At 65.6% G+C, this 20,229-nt stretch carries 21 protein-coding genes and 1 pseudogene; 12 read left to right on the top strand and 10 right to left on the bottom strand.

What is annotated here, in order from left to right; all coding sequences use genetic code 11:
• The coding region (locus ACFZDC_RS40865) for a phage/plasmid primase, P4 family (protein WP_391332037.1) at nucleotides 1-1,498 on the top strand (1,498 nt) is incomplete at its 5' end.
• Nucleotides 1,495-1,896 (top strand): DUF6009 family protein, encoded by a 402-nt coding sequence (locus ACFZDC_RS40860; RefSeq protein WP_391332036.1) that lies wholly within the window; start codon nucleotides 1,495-1,497, stop codon nucleotides 1,894-1,896. The genes ACFZDC_RS40865 and ACFZDC_RS40860, both read left to right, overlap by 4 nt.
• A gap of 206 nt (nucleotides 1,897-2,102) precedes the next feature.
• Here ACFZDC_RS40860 and ACFZDC_RS40855 read toward each other — a convergent pair whose 3' ends face one another.
• From ACFZDC_RS40855 to ACFZDC_RS40835, 5 genes are all read right to left on the bottom strand, one after another.
• The gene (locus ACFZDC_RS40855) at nucleotides 2,103-3,551 is read right to left on the bottom strand and encodes an NAD(P)-binding protein (RefSeq protein ID WP_391332035.1); all 1,449 of its coding nucleotides are present in this window, start codon (nucleotides 3,549-3,551) and stop codon (nucleotides 2,103-2,105) included.
• 32 nt (nucleotides 3,552-3,583) lie between these two features.
• Entirely contained in the window at nucleotides 3,584-4,738 is a 1,155-nt protein-coding gene (locus tag ACFZDC_RS40850; protein ID WP_391332033.1) for an MAB_1171c family putative transporter, read from the bottom strand.
• Nucleotides 4,739-4,799: 61 nt separating this feature from the next.
• On the bottom strand, nucleotides 4,800-5,963 hold the full coding sequence (locus tag ACFZDC_RS40845; RefSeq protein WP_391332031.1) for an MAB_1171c family putative transporter: 1,164 nt from the start codon (nucleotides 5,961-5,963) through the stop codon (nucleotides 4,800-4,802).
• Nucleotides 5,960-6,574, bottom strand: a complete 615-nt coding sequence (locus ACFZDC_RS40840) for a toxin (protein WP_391332030.1) — start codon at nucleotides 6,572-6,574, stop codon at nucleotides 5,960-5,962. The genes ACFZDC_RS40845 and ACFZDC_RS40840 overlap by 4 nt, the downstream gene beginning before the upstream one ends.
• Before the next feature lie 115 nt (nucleotides 6,575-6,689).
• Nucleotides 6,690-7,307, bottom strand: a complete 618-nt coding sequence (locus ACFZDC_RS40835; RefSeq protein WP_391332028.1) for a helix-turn-helix transcriptional regulator — start codon at nucleotides 7,305-7,307, stop codon at nucleotides 6,690-6,692.
• Between the two features lie 646 nt (nucleotides 7,308-7,953).
• Between ACFZDC_RS40835 and ACFZDC_RS40830 the strand changes: the two genes are divergently transcribed.
• The 3 genes and pseudogenes from ACFZDC_RS40830 to ACFZDC_RS40820 all read left to right on the top strand — a co-directional run bounded on the left by ACFZDC_RS40830 (nucleotide 7,954) and on the right by ACFZDC_RS40820 (nucleotide 10,108).
• On the top strand, nucleotides 7,954-8,970 hold the full coding sequence (locus ACFZDC_RS40830) for a hypothetical protein (RefSeq protein WP_391332039.1): 1,017 nt from the start codon (nucleotides 7,954-7,956) through the stop codon (nucleotides 8,968-8,970).
• A gap of 354 nt (nucleotides 8,971-9,324) precedes the next feature.
• Nucleotides 9,325-9,654: pseudogene (locus tag ACFZDC_RS40825) on the top strand (squalene/phytoene synthase family protein); the annotation flags it as partial.
• A gap of 4 nt (nucleotides 9,655-9,658) precedes the next feature.
• Nucleotides 9,659-10,108, top strand: coding sequence for a squalene/phytoene synthase family protein (locus tag ACFZDC_RS40820; protein ID WP_391332026.1), 450 nt, complete (start codon nucleotides 9,659-9,661; stop codon nucleotides 10,106-10,108).
• 694 nt (nucleotides 10,109-10,802) lie between these two features.
• Here ACFZDC_RS40820 and ACFZDC_RS40815 read toward each other — a convergent pair.
• A complete protein-coding gene (locus ACFZDC_RS40815; RefSeq protein ID WP_391332024.1) occupies nucleotides 10,803-11,543 on the bottom strand; it encodes a hypothetical protein in 741 nt (246 codons plus the stop codon).
• A gap of 406 nt (nucleotides 11,544-11,949) precedes the next feature.
• On the opposite strand from ACFZDC_RS40815, the gene ACFZDC_RS40810 reads away from it, so the two are divergent.
• Entirely contained in the window at nucleotides 11,950-12,306 is a 357-nt protein-coding gene (locus ACFZDC_RS40810; RefSeq protein ID WP_391332022.1) for a LuxR C-terminal-related transcriptional regulator, read from the top strand.
• Between the two features lie 247 nt (nucleotides 12,307-12,553).
• Here the strand turns inward: ACFZDC_RS40810 and ACFZDC_RS40805 are convergent, their stop codons facing one another.
• Both ACFZDC_RS40805 and ACFZDC_RS40800 read right to left on the bottom strand, forming a co-directional pair.
• Complete coding sequence (locus tag ACFZDC_RS40805; protein WP_391332020.1) at nucleotides 12,554-13,423, bottom strand: hypothetical protein; 870 nt, start codon at nucleotides 13,421-13,423, stop codon at nucleotides 12,554-12,556.
• Complete coding sequence (locus ACFZDC_RS40800) at nucleotides 13,420-14,337, bottom strand: ATP-binding cassette domain-containing protein (RefSeq protein ID WP_391332018.1); 918 nt, start codon at nucleotides 14,335-14,337, stop codon at nucleotides 13,420-13,422. The genes ACFZDC_RS40805 and ACFZDC_RS40800 overlap by 4 nt, the downstream gene beginning before the upstream one ends.
• Nucleotides 14,338-14,641: 304 nt before the next feature.
• On the opposite strand from ACFZDC_RS40800, the gene ACFZDC_RS40795 reads away from it, so the two are divergent.
• The 4 genes from ACFZDC_RS40795 (at nucleotide 14,642) to ACFZDC_RS40780 (ending at nucleotide 17,431) form a co-directional block, all read left to right on the top strand.
• Entirely contained in the window at nucleotides 14,642-15,130 is a 489-nt protein-coding gene (locus ACFZDC_RS40795; RefSeq protein ID WP_391332016.1) for a hypothetical protein, read from the top strand.
• An 80-nt stretch (nucleotides 15,131-15,210) separates the two neighbouring features.
• Nucleotides 15,211-15,522 carry a hypothetical protein gene (locus ACFZDC_RS40790; protein WP_391332014.1) on the top strand — a complete coding sequence of 104 codons (312 nt, stop codon included), beginning with the start codon at nucleotides 15,211-15,213 and terminating at the stop codon, nucleotides 15,520-15,522.
• Between the two features lie 176 nt (nucleotides 15,523-15,698).
• Complete coding sequence (locus ACFZDC_RS40785; RefSeq protein WP_391332012.1) at nucleotides 15,699-16,127, top strand: hypothetical protein; 429 nt, start codon at nucleotides 15,699-15,701, stop codon at nucleotides 16,125-16,127.
• A gap of 1,097 nt (nucleotides 16,128-17,224) precedes the next feature.
• Entirely contained in the window at nucleotides 17,225-17,431 is a 207-nt protein-coding gene (locus tag ACFZDC_RS40780) for a hypothetical protein (protein WP_391332010.1), read from the top strand.
• Between the two features lie 71 nt (nucleotides 17,432-17,502).
• Here the strand turns inward: ACFZDC_RS40780 and ACFZDC_RS40775 are convergent, their stop codons facing one another.
• Nucleotides 17,503-18,054: a hypothetical protein gene (locus tag ACFZDC_RS40775; protein WP_391332008.1), complete on the bottom strand. Its 552-nt coding sequence runs from the start codon at nucleotides 18,052-18,054 to the stop codon at nucleotides 17,503-17,505.
• Nucleotides 18,055-18,213: 159 nt separating this feature from the next.
• On the opposite strand from ACFZDC_RS40775, the gene ACFZDC_RS40770 reads away from it, so the two are divergent.
• Both ACFZDC_RS40770 and ACFZDC_RS40765 read left to right on the top strand, forming a co-directional pair.
• Entirely contained in the window at nucleotides 18,214-18,396 is a 183-nt protein-coding gene (locus tag ACFZDC_RS40770; RefSeq protein ID WP_391332007.1) for a hypothetical protein, read from the top strand.
• A 351-nt stretch (nucleotides 18,397-18,747) separates the two neighbouring features.
• Nucleotides 18,748-19,098, top strand: coding sequence for a hypothetical protein (locus ACFZDC_RS40765; protein ID WP_391332005.1), 351 nt, complete (start codon nucleotides 18,748-18,750; stop codon nucleotides 19,096-19,098).
• A 127-nt stretch (nucleotides 19,099-19,225) separates the two neighbouring features.
• On the opposite strand, the gene ACFZDC_RS40760 is transcribed toward ACFZDC_RS40765, so the two are convergent.
• Complete coding sequence (locus ACFZDC_RS40760) at nucleotides 19,226-19,471, bottom strand: hypothetical protein (RefSeq protein WP_391332003.1); 246 nt, start codon at nucleotides 19,469-19,471, stop codon at nucleotides 19,226-19,228.
• Nucleotides 19,472-20,229: the final 758 nt, after the last annotated feature.

Raw genomic sequence — 20,229 nt, 5'->3', positions numbered from 1 at the left:
CCTCTTCGAGTTCGACCCCGAAGCCGTCGCCGCTCAGATCCGCGATCAGGCGGCCACCGTGCCGCTGCCCGCACAGGCGGCCACAGAACGCCCTGCGGGCGAGGCAACCCCCAACGGGCTGCTGCCCGACACCCTCTCGGACCGCGGCAACGCCAAACTGTTCGTCCGGCTCTACTCCAACGACTACCGGCACGTCCCCGGCATCGGCTGGTACCGGTGGGACACCACCCGCTGGCAAATCGACGAGGACGACACCGTCCTGTGGGCGGCCGGCGACCTCGCCGAGAACATTGCCACCCATGACCCCCGCGGCGTCTTCACCACCACCGCACTGCAGCAGCACCGCCGCCGTGCACTGTCCACCACCGGCATCAACGCCATGCTCACCCAGGCCAGGTCCGCCCCCGGCATGGTCCTCAACGCCGCCCGCCTGGACGCCGACCCCTACGCCCTGTGCACCCCGAACGGCATCGTGGATCTGCGTACCGGCCTGTTGAAGACACCGGACCCCAACAAGGACTTCCACTCCCGCTCCACCAGCGTCGGCCCCCAGCCCATGCCCACCCCGCGCTGGGAACGCTTTCTGGCCGACACCTTCGGCGACAACACCGAAGCCCGCGAGATGATCGCCTACCTGCACCTGCTGCTCGGCTACTCGATCACCGGCGACGTCGGCGGCCAGGTCCTGCCCTTCCTCTTCGGCGCCGGCAAGAACGGCAAGTCCGTGCTGATGGACGTGCTGATGAAAGTCCTCGGCGACTACGCCGATGCCGCCCCGCCCGGCTTCCTGATGGCCAAACCCTACGAAGGCCACCCCACCGACCTCGCCGAACTCCACGGCCGGCGCGTCATCGTCTGTTCCGAGGTCAAGCCCGGCGACAAGTTCGACGAGGCCCGCGTCAAACTGCTGACCGGCGGCGAGCGGATCAAGGCCCGCCGCATGCGGCAGGACTTCTTCAGTTTCGAACCCACCCATAAACTGTGGCTCCTGGGCAACCACCGCCCCGAAGTGGGCACCGGCGGCTTCGCGTTCTGGCGACGCATGCGCCTGATCCCTTTCGAGCAGGTTGTCCCGGACCGCCGTAAGATCGACAACCTGGCTGACATCCTCGTGACCGAGGAGGGCCCCGGCATCCTCGGCTGGCTGATCGATGGAGCCAGGCGCTACCTCGCGGGCGAGCGTGACCTGACCGGCCCCGAACGCGTGCGCATCGCCACCACCGCCTACGCCGAAACCGAAGACCACACCGGCCGCTTCTACGAGGAGTGCTGCCGCCTGGCCCCCGGGCTGCGCGCCGAGCAGACCGCGCTCTACGCCGCCTACAAGACGTGGTGTCAGAATGAAGGGGCACCCGCCATGTCCTCTCGAGCGTTCGCCTCCCGCACCCGGGAACTGGTCGGGCTGGCCTCGCCCAAGGAGATGATCCTGTCCAACCAGCGCAAGCACTACCCCGGCATCGGACTGCTCACCGACGACGAAAGGGACATGAGCGCATGAGTTCCCTGATCAGCGCGGACGAGATCAGCCATGAGACCGAACTGGTGTGGCTGGAGGACATCGAACAGCTCGACTACGTACGTCAGAGCCTGGACCGTCTCCCCACCCGCAAGGGCAAGCCGGCCTACCACCGCGACGGCCGCATGATCGGCTACGCCCTCCTCGGCCCCGACGCCAAGCCCTCACGGGCCTCCGGCACCTTCCGCCGCCGCGTCTTCTGGCTTCTGCCCCACGACCGTGACAACGACCCTGACGGCTTGTACGCCAGGAGCGCGCCCGCCGAAGCCGTCGATCCCCGCACCCTTGAAGCACGCGTCAAGGGCTACAAGACCGAGCGTTCCGAAGGCGGCCCACCCTCCACCGCCATGCGGGAACTCGGCATAACGCTGCCCCTCTAGCTCCCTGCCTGCGCCGTCTCAGTGAGATTGCACGACCAGGCTAGACATCGTTGCATCATCACAGCGGGCCTATCGCCTGGCCTTCCTCGGATCCCAGCGTCCCCTCTTCGGTCAAAGAAATCGCTGTCTGGGTGGAGGTGACGCCCATCCACGGCCTGACACCCTGCCCTGGCACTCGGAAAGGTGCGTGCCAGGGCAAGAGACGACTACTGGCGGGCCTCGAAAGTACTCGATCTGTCGGAAGCCTTCTTGAGCCGGTTGAGGACCTCCCGCTCGGAAGGCTCGAGGGGAGGCTCGGACGTTTCGGGTAGTAGCGGCCCGGTCAGGGCCGCCAGTAGGGCCTTTGGCCGCAACACTCGCGTCGGAGGTGCTTTGAGACTGGTGACATCCCACAGCGCTGCTGCTGCATCGAAGGAGCCGGTTGCCGCTCGGGTCAGACGACGTGAATAGGAGGCGACGAGACGGTCGGTGATCTTCGGCTCCCCACCCCGTATCCCTGGATACAGGACGTCCATACCGACGGCGGTGGCCCACGCTGCATCGACGTGACGGGCCGCACCGCGAAGTACCCGTCGAGCCAGGCCCGGGCTGCTGAGGCCGCTCTGCCGCAGCTCTCGGGCCAGAACCTGGGCCCCGAGTGCTGCTACCGACATACCCTGCCCGTAGGCCGGATTGAAGGTTGCCAGCGCGTCGCCGAGCGTGACGAACTGCTCAGGCCACTGCGTGGACCTCTCGAAATATCGGCGAGCGTTGCTGGTGCTGCGGCCTCGGCTGAGAACTACATCAGTGAGGGCCTCGGCGCCGGAAATAAGGTGGCCGACGATCGGGTGCGGCAGACCAAGGGCGTACTCAAGGAAACCCTGCGGATTCTGAGGGGGCTCGCCGCCTCTGGTGCCGCCTGCGCTGACCATCCACCGGTTGCCCTCGATCGGGAGCACCATGGCACTTCGCCCGGGCTCGCCGCTGTAGGGGTTCGCCTGGATCACGGTCAGCGGGAACGACTCGGCGCCCGCCGGGGTGCGGTAGATCCGCGTAGCGTTGGTGAGGCCGGAGTCGATCTTCCTCTCCTCTACGCCGCGGATTCCAATATTCCGGAGCCAGTGCAGGTTGTGCGAACCCCGGCCACTCGCGTCGACGACGATGTCGGCTTTCACCTCGTTATCAAGAGTGCTGCTGCTCGCTGGACTGATACGAACACCCTGCACGCGCTGAGCGTTACCGAGTAGCCCTTCCACCGTGGCCTGATGGATCTCGACGTTGGCTGTGCTGTCGAGCAGGGCCTGACGGATGACCCAGTCCAGCAGTGCCCGCGTGCAAGTGATCATGTGGGGCCCGTTGTACCTCCACCGGTGGAACCAGCCACCGTCTGGCATGAGGGCCAGCATGCCGTTGCCGAGAGAGATCTCGTGCGCACCTGCCTCCAGGAGGCGGTCTCGCACGCTGACTGAGAGCAGCGCCTCCATTGCCGACAGGCCGCCGGCCATGAGCAGATGGGCGTGCTCTCCCTGAGGGACACCGCGCCGGTTCACTGGACCCTCAGGAAGCTCATCCCGGTCCAGGAGAAGGACCTCAGCCTCGGGGGCTGCTCGGGACAAGGCCGCTGCGGCTAGCAGTCCGGCTATACCGGATCCGATGACGACGGCTCTCTGCGGCATTATGCTCTCCTTGCTGCGGTCATGAGACGCGTTCACTGAGTCCTCACCTGCTCCGGTGACGTCTCTCCAGCGCGATTGACAGCGCTCGCCAGGTCGACCAGATCAATGGTGATGCGGAACTTGTCAGGTGGATCGGCTGGTCCGTCGCCCACACCTGATGCACGGCGTATGCCATCGATGATCATCGCCTCCTCCGAGACGGTGCGCGCCGTCTCCTCGCTCTCGCCTCGCTCCACAGCCGCCGCGTATGTGGTCTCACCGACGCGGTAGTTGAAGTGCGCAGTCAGTTGCAGCAGGGCATCGCGGATGTTCGCTTCGAGCCGGTAGAGACGGCTGCTCGGTAGCTGCCACCAAAGGTGCCACCAGGTCGGTTCTGCCTTCGGAGCGGTCGCCACGCTCTTCACCGCGAACCACAACGGCTGCAGTGCACGGTAGTTGGACAGGCTCTGCCTTTCAGCGGCGGTGGCGGACGCGAGGCGTGGGAGTACGAAACCCGAGGAGCAGATCAGGGCGCCGAAGGAGGCGGCGGGCGGTGCCACAGAGGTGGACAGGACGTCCAGGTTGTATCCGAACCAGCGGGCCACGACCGCAGTGACCTTGGTGAGCTCGAACCCGAGGACGTCCAGCAACAGGCCTACGAGGATCAACCAGAGTCCGACGCGGAGAAGACCTGTGACTTCGTCACGTGCCCACTTCAGGCAGACTGCGCTCAACACGATGGTGCTTGCCAGATGACCCATCAGGTAGAGAATGATCATCTCTCGCATGTATGGCGTATTTGCGTAATAGGTGTCCAGGTCGCTGAGTCGCTCTGTCTCCGCATCTGCGAGGGAGAACAGCACGATGATGGCAACGATCAGCGTGCCGTACACCGCAGCAGCCATCCCGACCATTCGCCGGATTTGCGCGTCCGGCCCACCCCTCCAGTGGATCAGCAGGATGATCAGGGAGCAGCTGTAGGCAGATATCACGCTGTAGGTCAGCGGGGCGCCGACGTTGGGTATCCCTGTGACATCGTTGACTTCAGCCAACGTTGCTGGCGCCGAGCAGAAGAAACACAGGGCGCCGAGGAACACAGCTACGCGCGTAGGGACGGTCAGCGGCGTCGGGGGAGTCGTGCGTGGTCGGCGAAGCAGCAAGGCGGCAAGGGCGAAGAGGAAAGCCGCCATATACACGACAAGACTCATGAGTCGGGGACTCCGTTCAGGTCCGCAGGCTGTGGGGGGATTGGTGTAATCGGATCCGCGGTCAAGCCGATTCAACACTCGCGGGGCCAGGTACGGTGGCTCGCACCTCACGCTCGGACCTCTTCACGGCATCGGCGATCAGGACCAAAGCCTGGGGGTCCCGCGGGTGTGAAAGGCGAGCCGATGCGCCGACAGGCTCGAGCACGGGCTGAGTGCTTCGCTTCGCGGCTGCCGCGATGGTCGCGGCCCACGCGGCAGAAGTCGCTCTCTCCCCGTCGCCCGTCCTCTGCAGTTCCGCGTCGTAGGCTTCGTCGTAGAGCCTTTTATCGAAGAGCGTTTCGATCGCGTAGAGGCCGTTGAGGATGGTGCTCTGGCGCCAGATGCCCCACAGGAATGGGGAGCGTGGCCGCTCGACACGCAGAGCACGATCGTTGAGAACCGGATCCAGCACGGCATCAAGGGGCGCCAGGCGAAAGAAGTCACGCCACGCCGAAAGGTGGTGACCTGCCATGGGGAGGAGGACCCCGACCACAGTCAGTAGCGCACCGAGACCGGCGCAAAGGGGCGAGATGGAAGTCCCGAGAGCCGCCCAGTCATGACCGGCCCACCGTGCGACAACAGCGACAAGCTTGGACAGGCTGTACCCGGCGCTGATCACCGTGCCGGCGCCGATCGTCAGCAAGCTGGCCCGCAGCCAGGGGCGCTTTCGAACCTCCGCTTCGAAGCCCCAACGCAGGGACCAGACGGCACTGACCGTCACAGCCGTCAAATGTGCGACCAGATACAGGACGACCATCTCGGCGATCCAGGGCGTCGTCGCATAGTACGTGTCAAAGTCGGTGCGCCGCTCCTCCGGAGCGTTCCCCAGAGCGAACAGGGCTGCAATTCCGCCAAGAATGGCTGCGTACCCGTACATCCAACTCCGCGTCGTCCGGCGCACAGAGGGGCCTCCACGCCAGCAGACGATAAGGATCAACAGTGCGGCGCTGTACGCAGTGATCGAAGCGTAGGTCAGCGGGGCGGCTAAGTTGGGCACGCCGCTGACACGGTTGATCACCCCAACCGAACTAGGTGCCCCGAAGAGAAAGCACAGCGACGCGAACGCCAACACTCCGTTAATGGCACGGAGGGAAGGCTCGCTCCAGTGCCGCATCAGGTCCGGCAGCTTCACCAAGAGCCCGATCCACAGCAGGCCACAGCTTATGTAGTTGATGGACCCACTCATTTCCGGTTCCCCCGATAGTTAAGAGCCTCTGCGATGCGGCGGGCCGTTTCGCCACTGATCACGTCCCGTTCCATCAGTACCCGCATCTCCTGTCCGACCCGAATCCCGAACAGCTCGGCTTCCATCTCAGGATCCTCGTCGAAACGAGAACGCGCAGCGGCTGGCTGGGCGCCGTGCACATGCTCTGATCCCAGGGCGCCACAGCCCACACTCGCCAGCTGCTCAGGAGTGAAGCCATCCTTTTGCCGCATGTGCCACAGCTCGTGACCGAGGATCTGGGCTTGATGCCAGATCTCGGCATCCTGCTCAACGATGATGTCGTCCTGGTCCGCTCGCTCCAACCACATTCCCGTGGCCTTGAACTCCCGTGGAATGTGAACTCGGTGCACCTCGAGCCTTCGATCACCGCGCCACTGTCTGGCTGACTCGACCAAGGCGGCGAAGAGGGCGTCAGGATCTGCCAGGGCCTCTCCGGCTGACACGGCGTCGTCTGCGCCGGCACTGCTCAGCCTTTCTCGAATGGGGCCGATAAGCATCTCAGCAAACTGACGCATCTCCCTGTCGCGCGTCCGTAGCCTCTGCCACTGACGAAGCCGGGCCAGAGGAGTCATCGTCCGTCCTCGAAACTCGACGAAGGTGTGGAGCCGTGGGCCGCGACAAGACCCCGAAGGGCGACGAGCGACCGAGGGGACTTCACAGGGCGCGGTGCCCCGGCGGACTCGGAGATCACGACACGTGCCCCTCTTGGCCTTGGCCGCCATTGCCGGCATCGGGGTTGTCAGGACGGGTGACGGCCTCCGCCCACTGGGCCATCGCCTGCACCCCAGTGGGCGAAAGAAGCCCACGCGCAGCAAGCCGGAGGATCTCGGGCGTGCGGAGCTGCGCAAGGGGGTCCGACCTCGACTCAAGCTCCTGCAAACGCTGTTGAAGCGCCTCGTTGAGCGCCTCCGGCTCGTCTGCGAAGAAGAACCCGGGCGGTAGAGAGAAGAACCGGCGCAGCCGGTCGGCGGACTCCAGGCTCGGCATGCCCTTCCTGTGCCACTCGCTCATCGTCTGACGGGTCACCCCCGCAGCAGCGGCAATCTCCTCGAGGGTGTACCTCTTTCCGTCGTCCCGCCGCCGAGTCTCGCGGAGGAAGTCGAGCCGCTGCCGTACGCGCTCCGCCACCGAGATCTCCTGGGCCCGGCCTCCTGCGAGCAGGGTCCGCACGACGGACTCAGGGATGCCCGTCTCGAATGACAGGTCCTTGGTGTTGAGCACGTTGACCAACTCGGAGCGGCCAGAGGCATGTTGGATACGCTCCAGGGTTCCGGCCAGTCTTGCGTAGGCATCTTCTGCTGCCACCGAGCATTCTCCTGGGCGCGTCGCTTTGATCAGGGGCGGGACTGACGTGAGGGTATCTGTATCGTCCCTCGGTCCGTCGACAATGTCAGGATCTGCTGCCTTGGTTCGCAGGTTCAGTTGACATTTTGTGGCGTCGGATAGCAGGATCACCACGCAGGGTGATCCATCCGATCGTGTGCGCAGTCTGAGGGCCGCCGTCGAGCCCTCCCTGGTACACGTGCGCGGACGGGCGAGGACGGGCGCCGCCAGCGGCTTGGGCGACCGTGTACTACCGAGCTCTCGGATCACCGCCGGCGCGAGTCGAACCCGGGGGAGAGGCCATGCAGCGTCCTAGCAACGGACGTGATGCCGTCTCACGCCAGCACTCGTACCTACTCGCCTCGCGAACCAACCGCACTGAGAGGTAGACGCAATGTCTGAGCCCCTGTTACTCCTTGGCGCCGGGTCGGCAGCAGCTGGGGGAGAGTTCCATCTTGCACAGATTGCCGCCGCGCACCCAGTAGTACTCGTCGACGCGACCGTGCCAGCCTGGGCCAGACCCCATCTGGGGAAGCACATCGCAGCCGACCTCACACAATGTGCGACCACCGTGAACGTAGTCAAGAGCCATGCCTCGCGCCACGAAGTGCGTGGTGTGCTCAGCTACATGCCGGAGCATCTAGTCACAGCGTCCCATATTGCTGGCCAAATGGGCCTTCCGTCGGCATCAGCTGCATCGCTATCGGTATTGGGTGACCTTGCCACGCTTCGCACGCTCCTGGCATACCACAGCGTGCCTCAGCCACGCTGGGCAGAAGCTTTCGACGCAGCAGCGGCTGTCACGGAGGCGGAAACAATCGGGTACCCCGTTCTGGTCAGACCTCGAGCCAGCAAGGAAGCCGGAGCTGTTCTGGCCCATAACCGCGCGGAAGTCTTGGATGCGTGCAAGCGCCTGACCGAGGTATCAACGTCCAGTACATTCAGGCGCGTTGGAGACGTAGTAGTCGAGGAGTGCCTTGACGGCCTCCCCTTCTCCGCAGAGACTGTCGTCCTTGGCGACGGCGAGATCCGGATAGTTGCCATCGCGCGGACTACAATCGGCTCGATGTCCATGAGGCAGGCAATGCGTCACTGCGTTTACGCTCACGACGGCCTGCTGCACAATCCAATTGTCCGCCAGATCGTCACGCGTGCCGTCCGCGCCGTCGGCATCGCGCCTGGCACCCTTCACGTCAGCATGAAGTTGACCCCGCGAGGTCCCCGCATCACCGATATTGAGGGCTGCCTGGCCAACGACTTCATTCCATTGCTGGTCCGACGAGCCACGGGGATCGACTTGCCGCGAATCGCCGCTCAACTGGCAGTTGGCAAGACGCCTGACCTTGCTCCTACCCGCCAACGGGCGGCAGCCATTCATTTCGCCTACCCCTCAGCAAGCGGCCGCATCGAGCACCTCACGGTGTCGCCTAAGATTGCCGACCAACCGCTACTCGATCGAATAGTCCCGCTTCAGCAGACAGGCAACAAGGTGCTTGCGACGCCTGAATCCAGGCTAAGCGACCGACTGGCCTATTGGGTCGCGTTGGGCTCAGATGTTCCACACTGCCACACCATCCTTGACGAGATGACAAAGTACCTGAGTGTTGACATCGCCGGTTCGACCATCGGGAGCCACGCTGCCTGACCGGCGAGGATGAGGTCCTGCACGACGCCAGCATCACCGCGGTTCACCCAAGACTGCATCAGCAGCCTGGTGCGCACGCTCGCCAACATGGACGCGGCCGGCGCCAGCCATGCTGCTCACATGACTGTCGTGGAGGGACTCGATGACACCGCCTGAAGTGATCCGTGCGTTGCCCACTACAGCGCCACCCTCCTCGTCAAAGGCACAAGGCGTCACGCCTACGATCGTGTCATGAGCGCATGAACCGAGGGCCTGAACGCAGCAAGGATTCGCGAGCCGGACCTGCGAAGGGACTACGACGCCCAGCGCGAACTGGTGTCGCGCTTCCGCCGCACCTCATACCTGGCAGCCCAGATGTTGCTGCCACGACCGATGCTGCCCCACGTGGTAGCGGCAACGGCCGTAATGCACCACGGGGACAACCTTCTGGACACCGGTCCGAAGGAGCGGCGAGCTACGCGGTGGGCGTCTTGGGAACAACAGGTGCGACAGGTACTGGAGACAGGGGTGAGTGGCGACCCGCTGCTGCGGACACTGGCTCACACGATTGCCGCGTACCCGCGGGTTCGAAGGACGGTAGAGGAGTATCTGTCGACCGCGACAACAGAGCTGGACTTCACCGGATTCCTCGACGAGGCCGACTACCAAACCTACGTCGATGCTTATTCGCTGCCTGCCTTCATGCTGATTGGCACCCTGCTGGGGCCGGAGGCCGACGACGGCCCGTATCGAGCGGCGTGCCGGGCGTTCATCGACCAGCCAGCGCCTGGACTTCGTCAACGACATCGCCGAGGACATGCGGGAGGGGCGGTTGGGCATCCCGGACAAGACGCTGGAACGCTTTTCAGTCGAACGGGACGACCTCGCGGCAGGACGCGACACTCCGGGTGTACGGGAACTGCTGAGCCACCAAGTGAGCAAGGCTCGTACCGCGTTGCGGACGGCCAAGCAGCTGCCCGCCCTGACCCCTGCGCCCCACCGCCCCCTGATAGGCGCGCTCATCGAGGTCGAGTTGCTGACCGCTAACGCCGCGCTGGCGCGTGGTGCCAAGCTGCTCCGCGGCTCCGCGAAGCCGCCTCTGGTGACGACGCTACGGGTGCTGCTGGGCGCGCGACGCAACGCTCGCAAAGGGAGATGATCAACTGTTATCAGCCCAAGGACACCGCCCCACCCAGCCAGCACTATCGCGGAGACAACGAAACGGCACACCGAGCTCGGCGCCCACCGTGGCCGACCGCCCTGCACGCCACTGCCCCGTGATCCACCAGCCGGTGAGGGCACTCCGAGGTGCTCAATCAGCGGGACGAGCGGTGTCACCCCACGACGTGTCCCAGCCGACACCGCCTCACACAGGGGTTGGCCACTTCCCTTGTGGTGGCGGTCGCCTTACCGTCTCGGCCTGATCGGAGCACACCCTTACTATTGCGCACCCTAGAGGAGAGCCCGCCGGCTCCTGGACGTCTAGAGCTAGAGGGACGCCCAGCAGCTGTACGAGGCCGGCGCGACAACGTCGGCAGGGGCGAGGGGGCGCAGAACAAGCTGTGCGGGCAGGGCGACGGATCCATCAAGACTGCGGTCTGCATAAATTGGCAAGGAGGAACGCATGGTTTCGGCTACTTACCTGCCGGTCAAAGACATCCTCGGGTGCGCACAGCGGGGCGGGGACGAGGGAACCGCCTGCTGGTGCGAAGGACCAGGCGTGGGCCGACCCGGTGCAGCGGGCGATCCCTCCCGCCCGCACGGCACAGTGGACACCGAGATTCTGCGCAGATCAGGCTTCCACCAGTCCCCTTTTCTCCCTGGTGGGCGGAACCGGCTGGCACAGTGCAGGCTCAGGAGGAACTGTCTAGCCGCGCATTCCAGTAGCCGCTGGCGCTCGCGTCGATGCTCTGCTGCTGGTCCACAGCCTTGCCGAACGAGGCGACGCGGGGCGTGGCGTGCCACTGGGCGACGGTGTGGGCCGTGGCGCCGGTCTGGCCCTTGCTGATGTTCCGAGCCTTGACGGTGATCGCGGCGTTGGTGTTGACCGTCCGTGCGTCGCCGCCGGCGACGGAGAGCCTCTTGCCCTTGGTGGCCTGATAGGTCACCCAAACGGTTTCTGCGGTGACGGGGATGTTGAAGATCCGCTCGGTGACGGTGAATGTCACGTTGGTCGTCGGCTTCCTGCCGCCCGTCTTGACCACCTTCACGTCGTGGGCGAAGGACACGAACTTGTTGTACGGGACCACGGTGTGCAGCCCTCGGGGGCCGCCCTTGAGCTGGGTCTGGAGGGCCTGGTAGACGGACCGCTTCTGCAGGTGCTGCACGAACAGGTACTTCTTCAGATTCGGCAGCGCGGTAAACGCCTTGAGTGTCTTTGCGGCCTCGGGGGCATGGGCGTTCTTCAGCCACGCCTGGTAGCTGGCCACGGTCAGTTGCGTCGGCAGTTGTGCGCTGTCCGCGGCGTGCAAAGGCTGCCGTACGGACGGGGCGAAGGCTGCTGCCGAGGCGCCCGGCGCGAGGACTGCGACCGCCGCCGCACCTGCAACTGCTGCCGTACCGAAACGCGACCGCCAGGTGGAACCGTTGCGCACTGCTGCTCCTCTTCGCGGGAATCACACCTATACCGGGAACGACGCTACTTACTGGCCAGTCCGGCCGGTATTGCCCCTTGGAGCATAAGACCTTTGGGCAATTGCCCTTTCGGGCAATCAACATCATGTTGATGCAGTCATTTAGCGGTCGTTTATCTCTCTTCGTTAATTGTGTGCGAGCCTGCGGATCTGGGTTTTTCCGATCGGCCGTGCTACAGAGCTGGGCTACGCGCAGGGATACCGGACGAAGCAGCGTGTAAGGTGCACCGGCGTAGCGGACCGCCAGCTCATCGGACGCAGACCTTCCTACCCGCTTGGGCATGACGTACCTGCGGGCACGGGCAGCGCCGAAGTTCGCACACACAGAGAGGAGTAAAACGGGAGAACTGACCAAAGCAGTCCAGCCGTGTGCACAACGGGGAAAGGTAAAGCTGCTTTGCCGAAAAGATCCACCATCACTGAGAAATCTGAGCAGGCAGATGAACAGCGGGGTGCCAAACCGAACGGACAACCATCGGCGCCGGGGGATCCCGATGCCATCACTGGCCTCACGCCACGGGAACGTGAGGTACTCCTGCTGCTGTCCCGGGCCGCTTCAAACCGCGATATAGGCCGCACCCTCGGTATAGCGGAACGCACCGTCAAGGCGCACCTGACCAACATCATGACCAAGATCAGTGTCAGCTCCCGGACGGAAGCCGCCTTGTTTGCCTTCGCGCATCATTGCAGCATTCACCGTGGCGAGCCCCGCCCCACAGACTGAAACGCCATGGTGTCCCCCGGGGAAGCGAATTCCCTCCCCGGGGGACACCACCAAGTCCGCACTCGCGCGCGGTCAGCCGGCACGGCGGAGATACACCGCATGCACAGCGGCAGCCACTACCAGGGTGAACGCTACAAACAACAGAGCCTGCCCCACGCTGCCAAGCTCCAGCATCTGGGAGCCGGCAGCGAACGGAAGCCATCGACCCGCCACTCACGGCGGCCCCTATGGCCTGTGCTGGGGTCGGTCAGCCTGTGCGGCGGCGGTAGACGGCGAAGCCGCTGAACGCTGCGGTTGCAGTCCAGGCGAGGAACGCCGCGGTTGCGGCCGGTACGGACAGGTCGCTGCCAACAAGGGCGGAGGTGAACAGCTTCTGATCCTCCGGCAGGGAGGCGACGTCCACGAGCATCGCGCGGCCGGCTGCGAACGGCAGCCACGCGCCGATACCCTCCAGGTGGATGCCGGGGATCTGGGAGATAAGGAGGGCGATGACGCGCTCGGCGAGCAGCGGGCCAAGACACAGAACCAGGATCGGCACGACGCGGTTGCGGACCAGAGAGGCGACGGCGGTGCACAGGACCATCCAGCAGGCCGTCCACAGCATGAGCCGGCCGGAGGGAACGAGGAGCCCGGTGAAGCCGGTAAAGCGGGCCTGACGCACGAGGGAGGCCGCGCCGACGCTGATCAGTTCGACGGCGGAAGAAGCTAACGCGACGAAGGCGCCGATCGCCGCACTGGTGGCGCACTTGGCCCAGTAGGCGGTCGTCCGGCCGCCGACGGCCAGCCACGTGGTGCGGGCCGTACCGCGCACGAGTTCGGTGGAGACCGGCCCCGTGGCTAAGACCATGAGGTAGAAGCCGAGGGCAGAGACCTGTGCGATCTGGGGTGACCACAGGATGGTCGAGATCAGATCGTTGGTAGTGACCTTCTCGCCATGGTGCAGGACGAACAGGGCGACCACGCCGGGATACAGGGACAGGGCTGCGATCAGGGTGAGGACGATCCAGGTGGAGCGCAGGCCAGTCAGGTGGCGCAGCTCGAACAGGCAGGCCCGGCGGAAGGCTTCGGCGCGGGTGACGTCGTCCGCCCGCACGGTGGGGGTGACGGTCGGTGTCATGAGATCTTGTGCTCCTCTTCGGCGATGGTGAGGTAGAAGTCCTCCAGGCTGATGGTGGCCTCGGCCAGCTGGTACAGGACGATGGAGTGGTCGGCGGCCAGGTGGCCGACCTTGCGGCGGTTCATGCCGGTGATGCGGCCGGTGCCGTCCTCGTTGGCCTGGAGGTGGCCGCCGTGGGAATTGACGATCGCAGTGAATTCGGCCAGCTGAGGGCTTTCGACGGTGATGACGGAACGGGAGTCGGCGTAGGCGAGGAGGTCACGCATGGAACCCTCGGAGACGATGCGCCCCTTGGACAGGACGGCCACGCGGTCGGCGAACTGCTGCATCTCCGCCAGAAGGTGGCTGGAGACGAGAACAGCGGCCCCTTCGTCAGCCTGGGCGCGCAGGAATTCGCGCAGCCAGTGAATGGAGTGCGGATCGAGGCCGTTGGCCGGCTCGTCGAGGATGAGCACCTTCGGGCGGCCGATGACGGCCTGGGCGATGCCGACGCGCTGGGCCATCCCCAGGGACAATTTAGCCAGGGGGGTGCGGGCCGCGTCGCGCATGCCGATGAGGTCGATCATCTCCTCTACTCGCCGGTCGCCCTCCCCGACGCCGGCGGCCACCATCTGAAGGTGCGCGCGGACGCTGTGTCGTCGGTGGCCTGCGACGCCCCCGAAGACCGCGCCGACAACGGACGCGGGCGCGCGCCACTGGGCGAGGGGTCGGCCAAGGAAGAGGGTCTGGCCATGACCGGGGATAAGACCGAGCATCAGGCACAGGGCGGTGGTCTTGCCTGCCCCATTGGCGCCGACGAAACCAGTGATGGATCCGGCGTGCAGAGTGAGGTTGACCTGGTTGAGGACGGTCTTCTTACCGAAGGTGCGAGACAACTGCTGTGCCTCGACGAGCACTTGGGACACGACTGGCATGACTCCTCTGCGTAAAAGCTCGGTTGATGCGCCCCAGCACACTAGACGGTGGATGTGCGCGAGAAGTTGACCGTTCCTTTAGACGGGGCAACCCGGATCCGCTCTGGGGCGTCTTGGTCGACGGGCAACCCAAGCTGTTCTACGACTTCTGGGCGTCGCCCGTGCGTCTGTCGCCCCAAGGTCCCATGGCGGCACAGCTGTTCGGGCAGCGACGATCGTTGGCGCGTGGCCGGTCTGGTCGCGTCGCCCCTCTCTCTCGCTGCTCATGGGCGGGGTGCGTGCATTCTTCCCTGGGAGATAAGTCGTGAACAACAAACTCCGTGTGACGGCGGCATCCGTTGTTGCTGCCGTGGCGCTCGGTGCAGCCGGTCCCGTGGCGCACGCGGCCACGGAGGCGCCGCAGGCCCGTGTCGCCGCCACGCAGACGGTCTCCGCCGGCGACACCGCGCAGGCCCGCACCCTGGTCGCCGACTTCAACCGTGCGGGTGTGTCGGCGAAGCTGGTCGGCCAGGGCTCTTCGGCTGCAGTCGAGGTCGGTGGCATCACCGCCAAGGGCGGCAAGCTCAGCGTGCTGATCGCCGCGCTGAAGCGGCTCGGCCCGGCGGCATGGAAGAGTGTCATCAACGCGGCGAAGTGGGCGGCCCGTCACGGCCGTACGGTCGCGGAGAAGGTCAAGCAGTTCAAGAAGTGGGTGAACGGGCTGGCCTGGTACAACCCGATCAAGTGGGTGCTGAAGGGCACTCCTGACCAGTTGCTGTGGGAGCTGATCAGCTACATCATCCACCACTTCTGATCGACTGCTGATCGGACGTTAGGGTGAATGTCCCCACCAGTTCCTCCCGGTGGGGACATTCGCATGAAAGGACGCTTACCGTGGAACACGAGACTGAGTCATCGGCATCCGTACCGGCCAAGTCCAGTGAGCTGTACGAGAGCCTGTGGGCCTCCCCGTCGCTGTTCACGTTCGCTTCCGTGGTCTTAGGCGTGCTGGCGGACAGCGACCGCGGCCATGAGATGGCGTGGTGGATTTACCTCGCCGGGTGGGTCCCGCTGCTGCTCATGGGGGTGTTCTCGCTGGTCTCCGGCAGGAAGCCGGCGAAGCCCGCGGCGCAGATCGGGGTGTGCGTACTGGTGCTGTTCGGGGTGGTGCAGGGCGTGTTCAACTCCGGCGGCTGGCCGCTTTGAAGCGGAACCCGTACGAAGGGGTCATGCCCAAAGATCCGATAGCGCGAGCCCGGGGCGGAGCGGAAGACTTTTGAGTGCTCGATCGGACCATCCCGGTCACTCCCCCCGCCTCCCCGTGTGCGGTTCTTTCCCGCGGTGAGGCGGCGGGGGTAAACCCTGCCTGAGGAGTTCTTTTCGTGAACACCAAGCTGCGTCTTGCCGCTGCTACCGCGACCGCTGCCATCGCTCTGGGCGTGGCCGCTCCGCTCGCCAACGCCTCCGAGGCCGCCCGTCAGCCGGCCGTCGCCTCGGTGCAGACCCAGGCCGTCACCGACGCTGGCGCCGTGAACACCTTCACCACCTCGGCTCACACCGTCGCCGCACGTGACGCCGTCCTGAAGGGCACGGCTTCCGACCAGGACCTGCGGGACGTCGCGAAGTACATCGTCCAGTTCCTCAAGACGAAGGCGAAGGGCGACTACCTGAAGGCCAAGGCGGCGGCGAAGAAGGGCTACGCCGCGTTCGTGAAGTGGGTGAAGTCCCTCAAGCCGTCCAACCCGGTCCGGATCGTGCTGGAGTTCGGCGGCAAGAAGCTCATCTCGATCGTCATCAGCCTCCTGAAGTAGGCTGACACGAACGCCCATTGAGGAATTGGGTGCCAGTGGATCCGCAGGTATGGCGTGTGGTGTGCGTGCTCGTAGCCGCCATGGCCGGTCTGGTGGTGGCCCTCGTACGGTCTCCCGACCGCAGGGACTCCCGGGCGCTTGAGCGCCGCAGGGACGGCTCTGCGTCTTCAGGCTGAGCGGTGCCCGGGGAAAAACCCCTCCGGCCCTGGTCAGGCTCCTTTGGCCCCTTGCGCACATGAGGGACCAGGTCGGGCACCGCTCCCCTTGAGTGGCCCTCTGTCATGTCCCCCGTGCATGACAGAGGGCCACCGTCGTATGAATTCGGTGGTGCGGGGAGGACGGCCACCCTGCCCGACATAGGCCCGGCAGACTGCGACCCCGCTGAACCACTTCTGCCGGTCGGCCTGTCTGTGATGCCTGTTGCCCTCGCTCGTCCGATCGTCCTGGCCAACGCCGAACCTGAGTGGTGGAACGAGGCGGCCTACGGTCACAAAACCGGGGACCAGGCCCGGCGGCGGGCCGCGATCGTGCTGGACGCGCGCATCCTCCGCGAGACGGGCCTGCACCTGGACACCGTGCGGACTCTAGGCTGCGCTTTCGCTGGCGGACGGATACCGTCGATCACGCTCTGCCGGGACAGGTCGGCGGGGCTGGGGGCGGCCCTTTCGCTTTGCGCCCTGGTACGGGCCACCCCGTAGCGGGCCAGTGTGGGCGTCGGGGGCTCAGGAGTCACATCCGCGACGCCCCGCACCCCCTCCCCGTGCGGTCGAGCCCTCCGGCCGCCGGGCCGCCCCCACCCCCTCGGGGCGGCCCGGCACCCGTTCCGCGCACCGCGCCGTACGCGACCGCACGGCCGCACCGTCCGCGTGACCACTCCCCGCCGCCGCCCGCCACCTGCCCGCTACTCGGAGGAACCATGACGCATAGCCCACCCCCCTGCCCGACCTGCTCGGCCGACACCGAGCGGACCGACGTCGACCTATGAGCCGCACGCCATCTCGGCGTTCTTCCACGACGGTTGCGAACGCCCGCCCAAGGAGTTCGTCGACCAGTGCAAGGAGACTGTCCGGAAGATAGGGGAGGGCACCAAGTTCACGGTGGACCGGGCTAGCGTCTGGTCGAGCAGCGCGTTCAGTCGCCAACTGCCCTACAGCCGGCGGACCGGCGAATGGCTCGGAGAGTTCGTCGACAGCGAGTGGCCGCTCCACCTGCGTCAGGAACAGCTGCAGGCTATGGCTGAACGCCACGGCATCACGGTGAACGACATCGAGCTACGTGACTACGTCACCCCACCTGGCGACTGAGCGGTAGGCGCACGCTCGAGCGGCGGCCCCCGCCCGGACGCCCTTCCGGACGGGGCCGCATCACGTCCGCCCTATGACGCCTCGACGTCAGTGATCTCCACCGACACCTTCGTACTCGACGAAGACGTAGAGATCACAGACGGCGTGTAGTTCAGACTCGTCTGGTCCGACAACTCCGCCGTCTCGATGACAGGCCCGGACTCGTCACCGTGAATCTCGTAGGTGATCTCATAAGTCGCGTCCGGATCGATCTCCCCGCTGTCGACCAACAGCGCCAGGTCTGGCTCGACCGTGAGATTGCAGCCTGCCGACCCGAAGCACTGCTTCTTCTTGGTCTTCAGCTTGATCGTGAAGCTGTCGGCATCGAGCTCTGCGTACGTCGGCGCAGGGTTCGACTCCACAGCGGCCGTCGCCGCGTCCTTGCTCGGGGCGCTCGACTTGACGGCCGCGGCTGGCTTGCTGTCGCCGCCTCTGGACTGCACAACCGCGACGCCTGTGGCCACGACGGCGGCGATGACGGCGGCGGCCGAGCCGATGATGACGAGGTTGGTGCGGGACATTTTCGCTGCCGGCTCCGGTGGTGGAGGCGGAAAGCTCGGCGGCGGCGGCGTGGTGTTGCTCATGGTCCCCCCATGATTTGTGGCTGGTGCACGCATCATGCGTTGTGTGTGGGTGGAGTGAAGGCTTCGTAGCCGGACCGTGACTTCAAATCCGCCGAACCAGCGATAAGGCACCTCGAGATTTCTGTCACATTGAGTCAACTGCGTCGCCACACTGGACCCATGACCATCCGGCTCTCCGCGCAGGCAGACACCCGGGAAGAGGGCCTGGAGCAACTCGTCCGCCTCGACCTCGTGCCCGTCATGCTGCCCGCCCAGATCAGCGGCGACCGGTGGATGGCCCGCGCCGTATCCCGGCCGGCAGCTCGACCACAGGGGCCTCGCGAGGTGCAGTCGGCTGGTTAGCGTTCCCCCGCGTTGTCCGCCACGATCGGACCAGGGGCGAGTAGGGACGGGGGCCATGGATCCGCAGATTCAGGGAGCGCTGTGGGGCGCGGGAGCAACTGCCCTTGGCAGTGCGATTGGCTGGCTGGGTGCCAGGTCGCAGGCCCGGGCTTCGCTGGAGGCGGTCCGGATGCAGGTCCGAGGTCAGAGGTTCGACGCTCGGCAGCAGAGCCGACGCGAAGCGCATGCCGCGTACTTCGGAACGGTGGAAGAGGTCAGGATGGCGGTGGCCCACGCGCGAGGGGTGAGGTTGCTCACATCCAGCACCCGGAGGCCGCGGCCGCTGAGACGCCTGCGGAGGCACGCTATGCCGTGAACGAGGCTCTCAAGCGGATGTGGTTCCAGCAGTCTCTCCTGCGTCTGTCGGTGTCGTCGCTGGAGAGGATGAGCGCCGAGAGTCTCGCAGAGCAGATGACCGGTCTGGTAAGGGTATTGGACGAGTGGTGGGCGGCCGCCCTTCGGCGGGATGCTGCGGTTTACGAGGTAGATGAAAGGCTCCGAGACCAGTCGGACCACCTTGTCGATGTCATCGACCATGTAATGGATCAAGCGCGTTCTTGGCTCGATGCTGACCCAGTAGTCGACCATCACCGGCAACGCCTCTGGGAGAGGGTGCGGTCCGGATATCACGACTGGCGACTGCAAAACGTGATGAGCGATTGACGAGCGGCCTCCCCGTCGACGGGGGGCGACGGCGGGGCCTGCGGGCAGTGTGCCCTAGAACAGTCGTCGCGGTCCCAGTTCTCTGGGACCTGCTGGCAGTACGGGCAGCGCGGGGATTTGCAGTGGGTCAGATGAGGCCGAGCCAGCGGGCGACATCGTCCGGCGCGATCCCGGTCACCTGCTTGATCAACATGAGGGCCGCGAATACGGAGATCCAGATCACCAGGCCCCTGCTGGACGGTGGGGCATAACCCACGCCGTCACCGGCCGGCGGGGACGTGCCGCCGTGGACGGTGCGCCGGTGGCTGTCCTGGTCCTTATACAGTAAGCCGGTGACCGTTCCGCTGTCCCACTCTCTGGCGATCGGTGTCACCGGCTAGACCCCGAGCTCCAAGTCTGCGGCCCAAAGCGCACCGGTGGAACACCCCGGCTTCGGCGAGGAGCGCGATCCGGCGGTCACGCTGCGGACCTACGTCCACGGGACACCCCCGCGTTGGCGGGGAGGACAGCGCGGCCACGGTGACGGAGTTCTTCGTCAGCGGAACACCCTTGTGTCGGCGGGGAGGACGAGCGGGACACCATCGGCGACGTCCAGGCCTGCGGAACACCCCCGCGTCGGCGGGGAACCCGGAACGGTTCAGCCGCACCGCCGAGTCAGGCCTCTCATGGAGGTGAGCGGTACTCGCGTTGCCCGGTGGCTGTGGTCCGTCTGGAGTAGGACAAGTTGCTGATGCTTGTCCTGCGGGATGCGCTGAGTAGGTGGTCGGGAATGTGAGGGCTGACAGGCTGCGCCGGACCGCTCGTCGCCATGGTGTCCGCTGGCGCAGGCATCACGGCCGGTCAGTGCGGCCCAGGTCCGAGAACCGGGACCGGGTGCAGTGGGTCGGCCTAATCGCGGCCAGCCTCCCAGGGCTCGCCGCCCTGGGGGCGCTGCTGTTTACCTGGATGCAGGTTGGACAGGCCAGCAAGGAACTGCGGATCTCGGAACAGGGCCAGATCACCACTCGGTTCAACACCGCAATCGGCAACCTGGGGTCACTGAACCGCCCCGGGTTCGGTAGAGATCTCAGACTGTGGTTGTGACCTGGGGTTTCGTGAGTTCGGTGTAGTAGTTGGCTTCGTATTCGACGG

Origin of the sequence: Streptomyces sp. NPDC007905 (assembly GCF_042959345.1) — a bacterium.
Lineage (GTDB): Bacteria > Actinomycetota > Actinomycetes > Streptomycetales > Streptomycetaceae > Streptomyces.
This window is presented reverse-complemented; position numbering and strand designations above follow the sequence as displayed.

What these genes read in the sequence shown, in the direction of transcription:
- ACFZDC_RS40800 (WP_391332018.1), bottom strand. Translation starts at nt 14,337, where the DNA reads ATGCCAGTCGTGTCCCAAGTGCTCGTCGAGGCACAGCAGTTGTCTCGC.
- ACFZDC_RS40855 (WP_391332035.1), bottom strand. Translation starts at nt 3,551, where the DNA reads ATGCCGCAGAGAGCCGTCGTCATCGGATCCGGTATAGCCGGACTGCTA.
- ACFZDC_RS40775 (WP_391332008.1), bottom strand. Translation starts at nt 18,054, where the DNA reads ATGAGCAACACCACGCCGCCGCCGCCGAGCTTTCCGCCTCCACCACCG.
- ACFZDC_RS40840 (WP_391332030.1), bottom strand. Translation starts at nt 6,574, where the DNA reads ATGACTCCTCTGGCCCGGCTTCGTCAGTGGCAGAGGCTACGGACGCGC.
- ACFZDC_RS40860 (WP_391332036.1), top strand. Translation starts at nt 1,495, where the DNA reads ATGAGTTCCCTGATCAGCGCGGACGAGATCAGCCATGAGACCGAACTG.
- ACFZDC_RS40850 (WP_391332033.1), bottom strand. Translation starts at nt 4,738, where the DNA reads ATGAGTCTTGTCGTGTATATGGCGGCTTTCCTCTTCGCCCTTGCCGCC.
- ACFZDC_RS40845 (WP_391332031.1), bottom strand. Translation starts at nt 5,963, where the DNA reads ATGAGTGGGTCCATCAACTACATAAGCTGTGGCCTGCTGTGGATCGGG.
- ACFZDC_RS40805 (WP_391332020.1), bottom strand. Translation starts at nt 13,423, where the DNA reads ATGACACCGACCGTCACCCCCACCGTGCGGGCGGACGACGTCACCCGC.
- ACFZDC_RS40830 (WP_391332039.1), top strand. Translation starts at nt 7,954, where the DNA reads ATGCCGGAGCATCTAGTCACAGCGTCCCATATTGCTGGCCAAATGGGC.
- ACFZDC_RS40770 (WP_391332007.1), top strand. Translation starts at nt 18,214, where the DNA reads ATGACCATCCGGCTCTCCGCGCAGGCAGACACCCGGGAAGAGGGCCTG.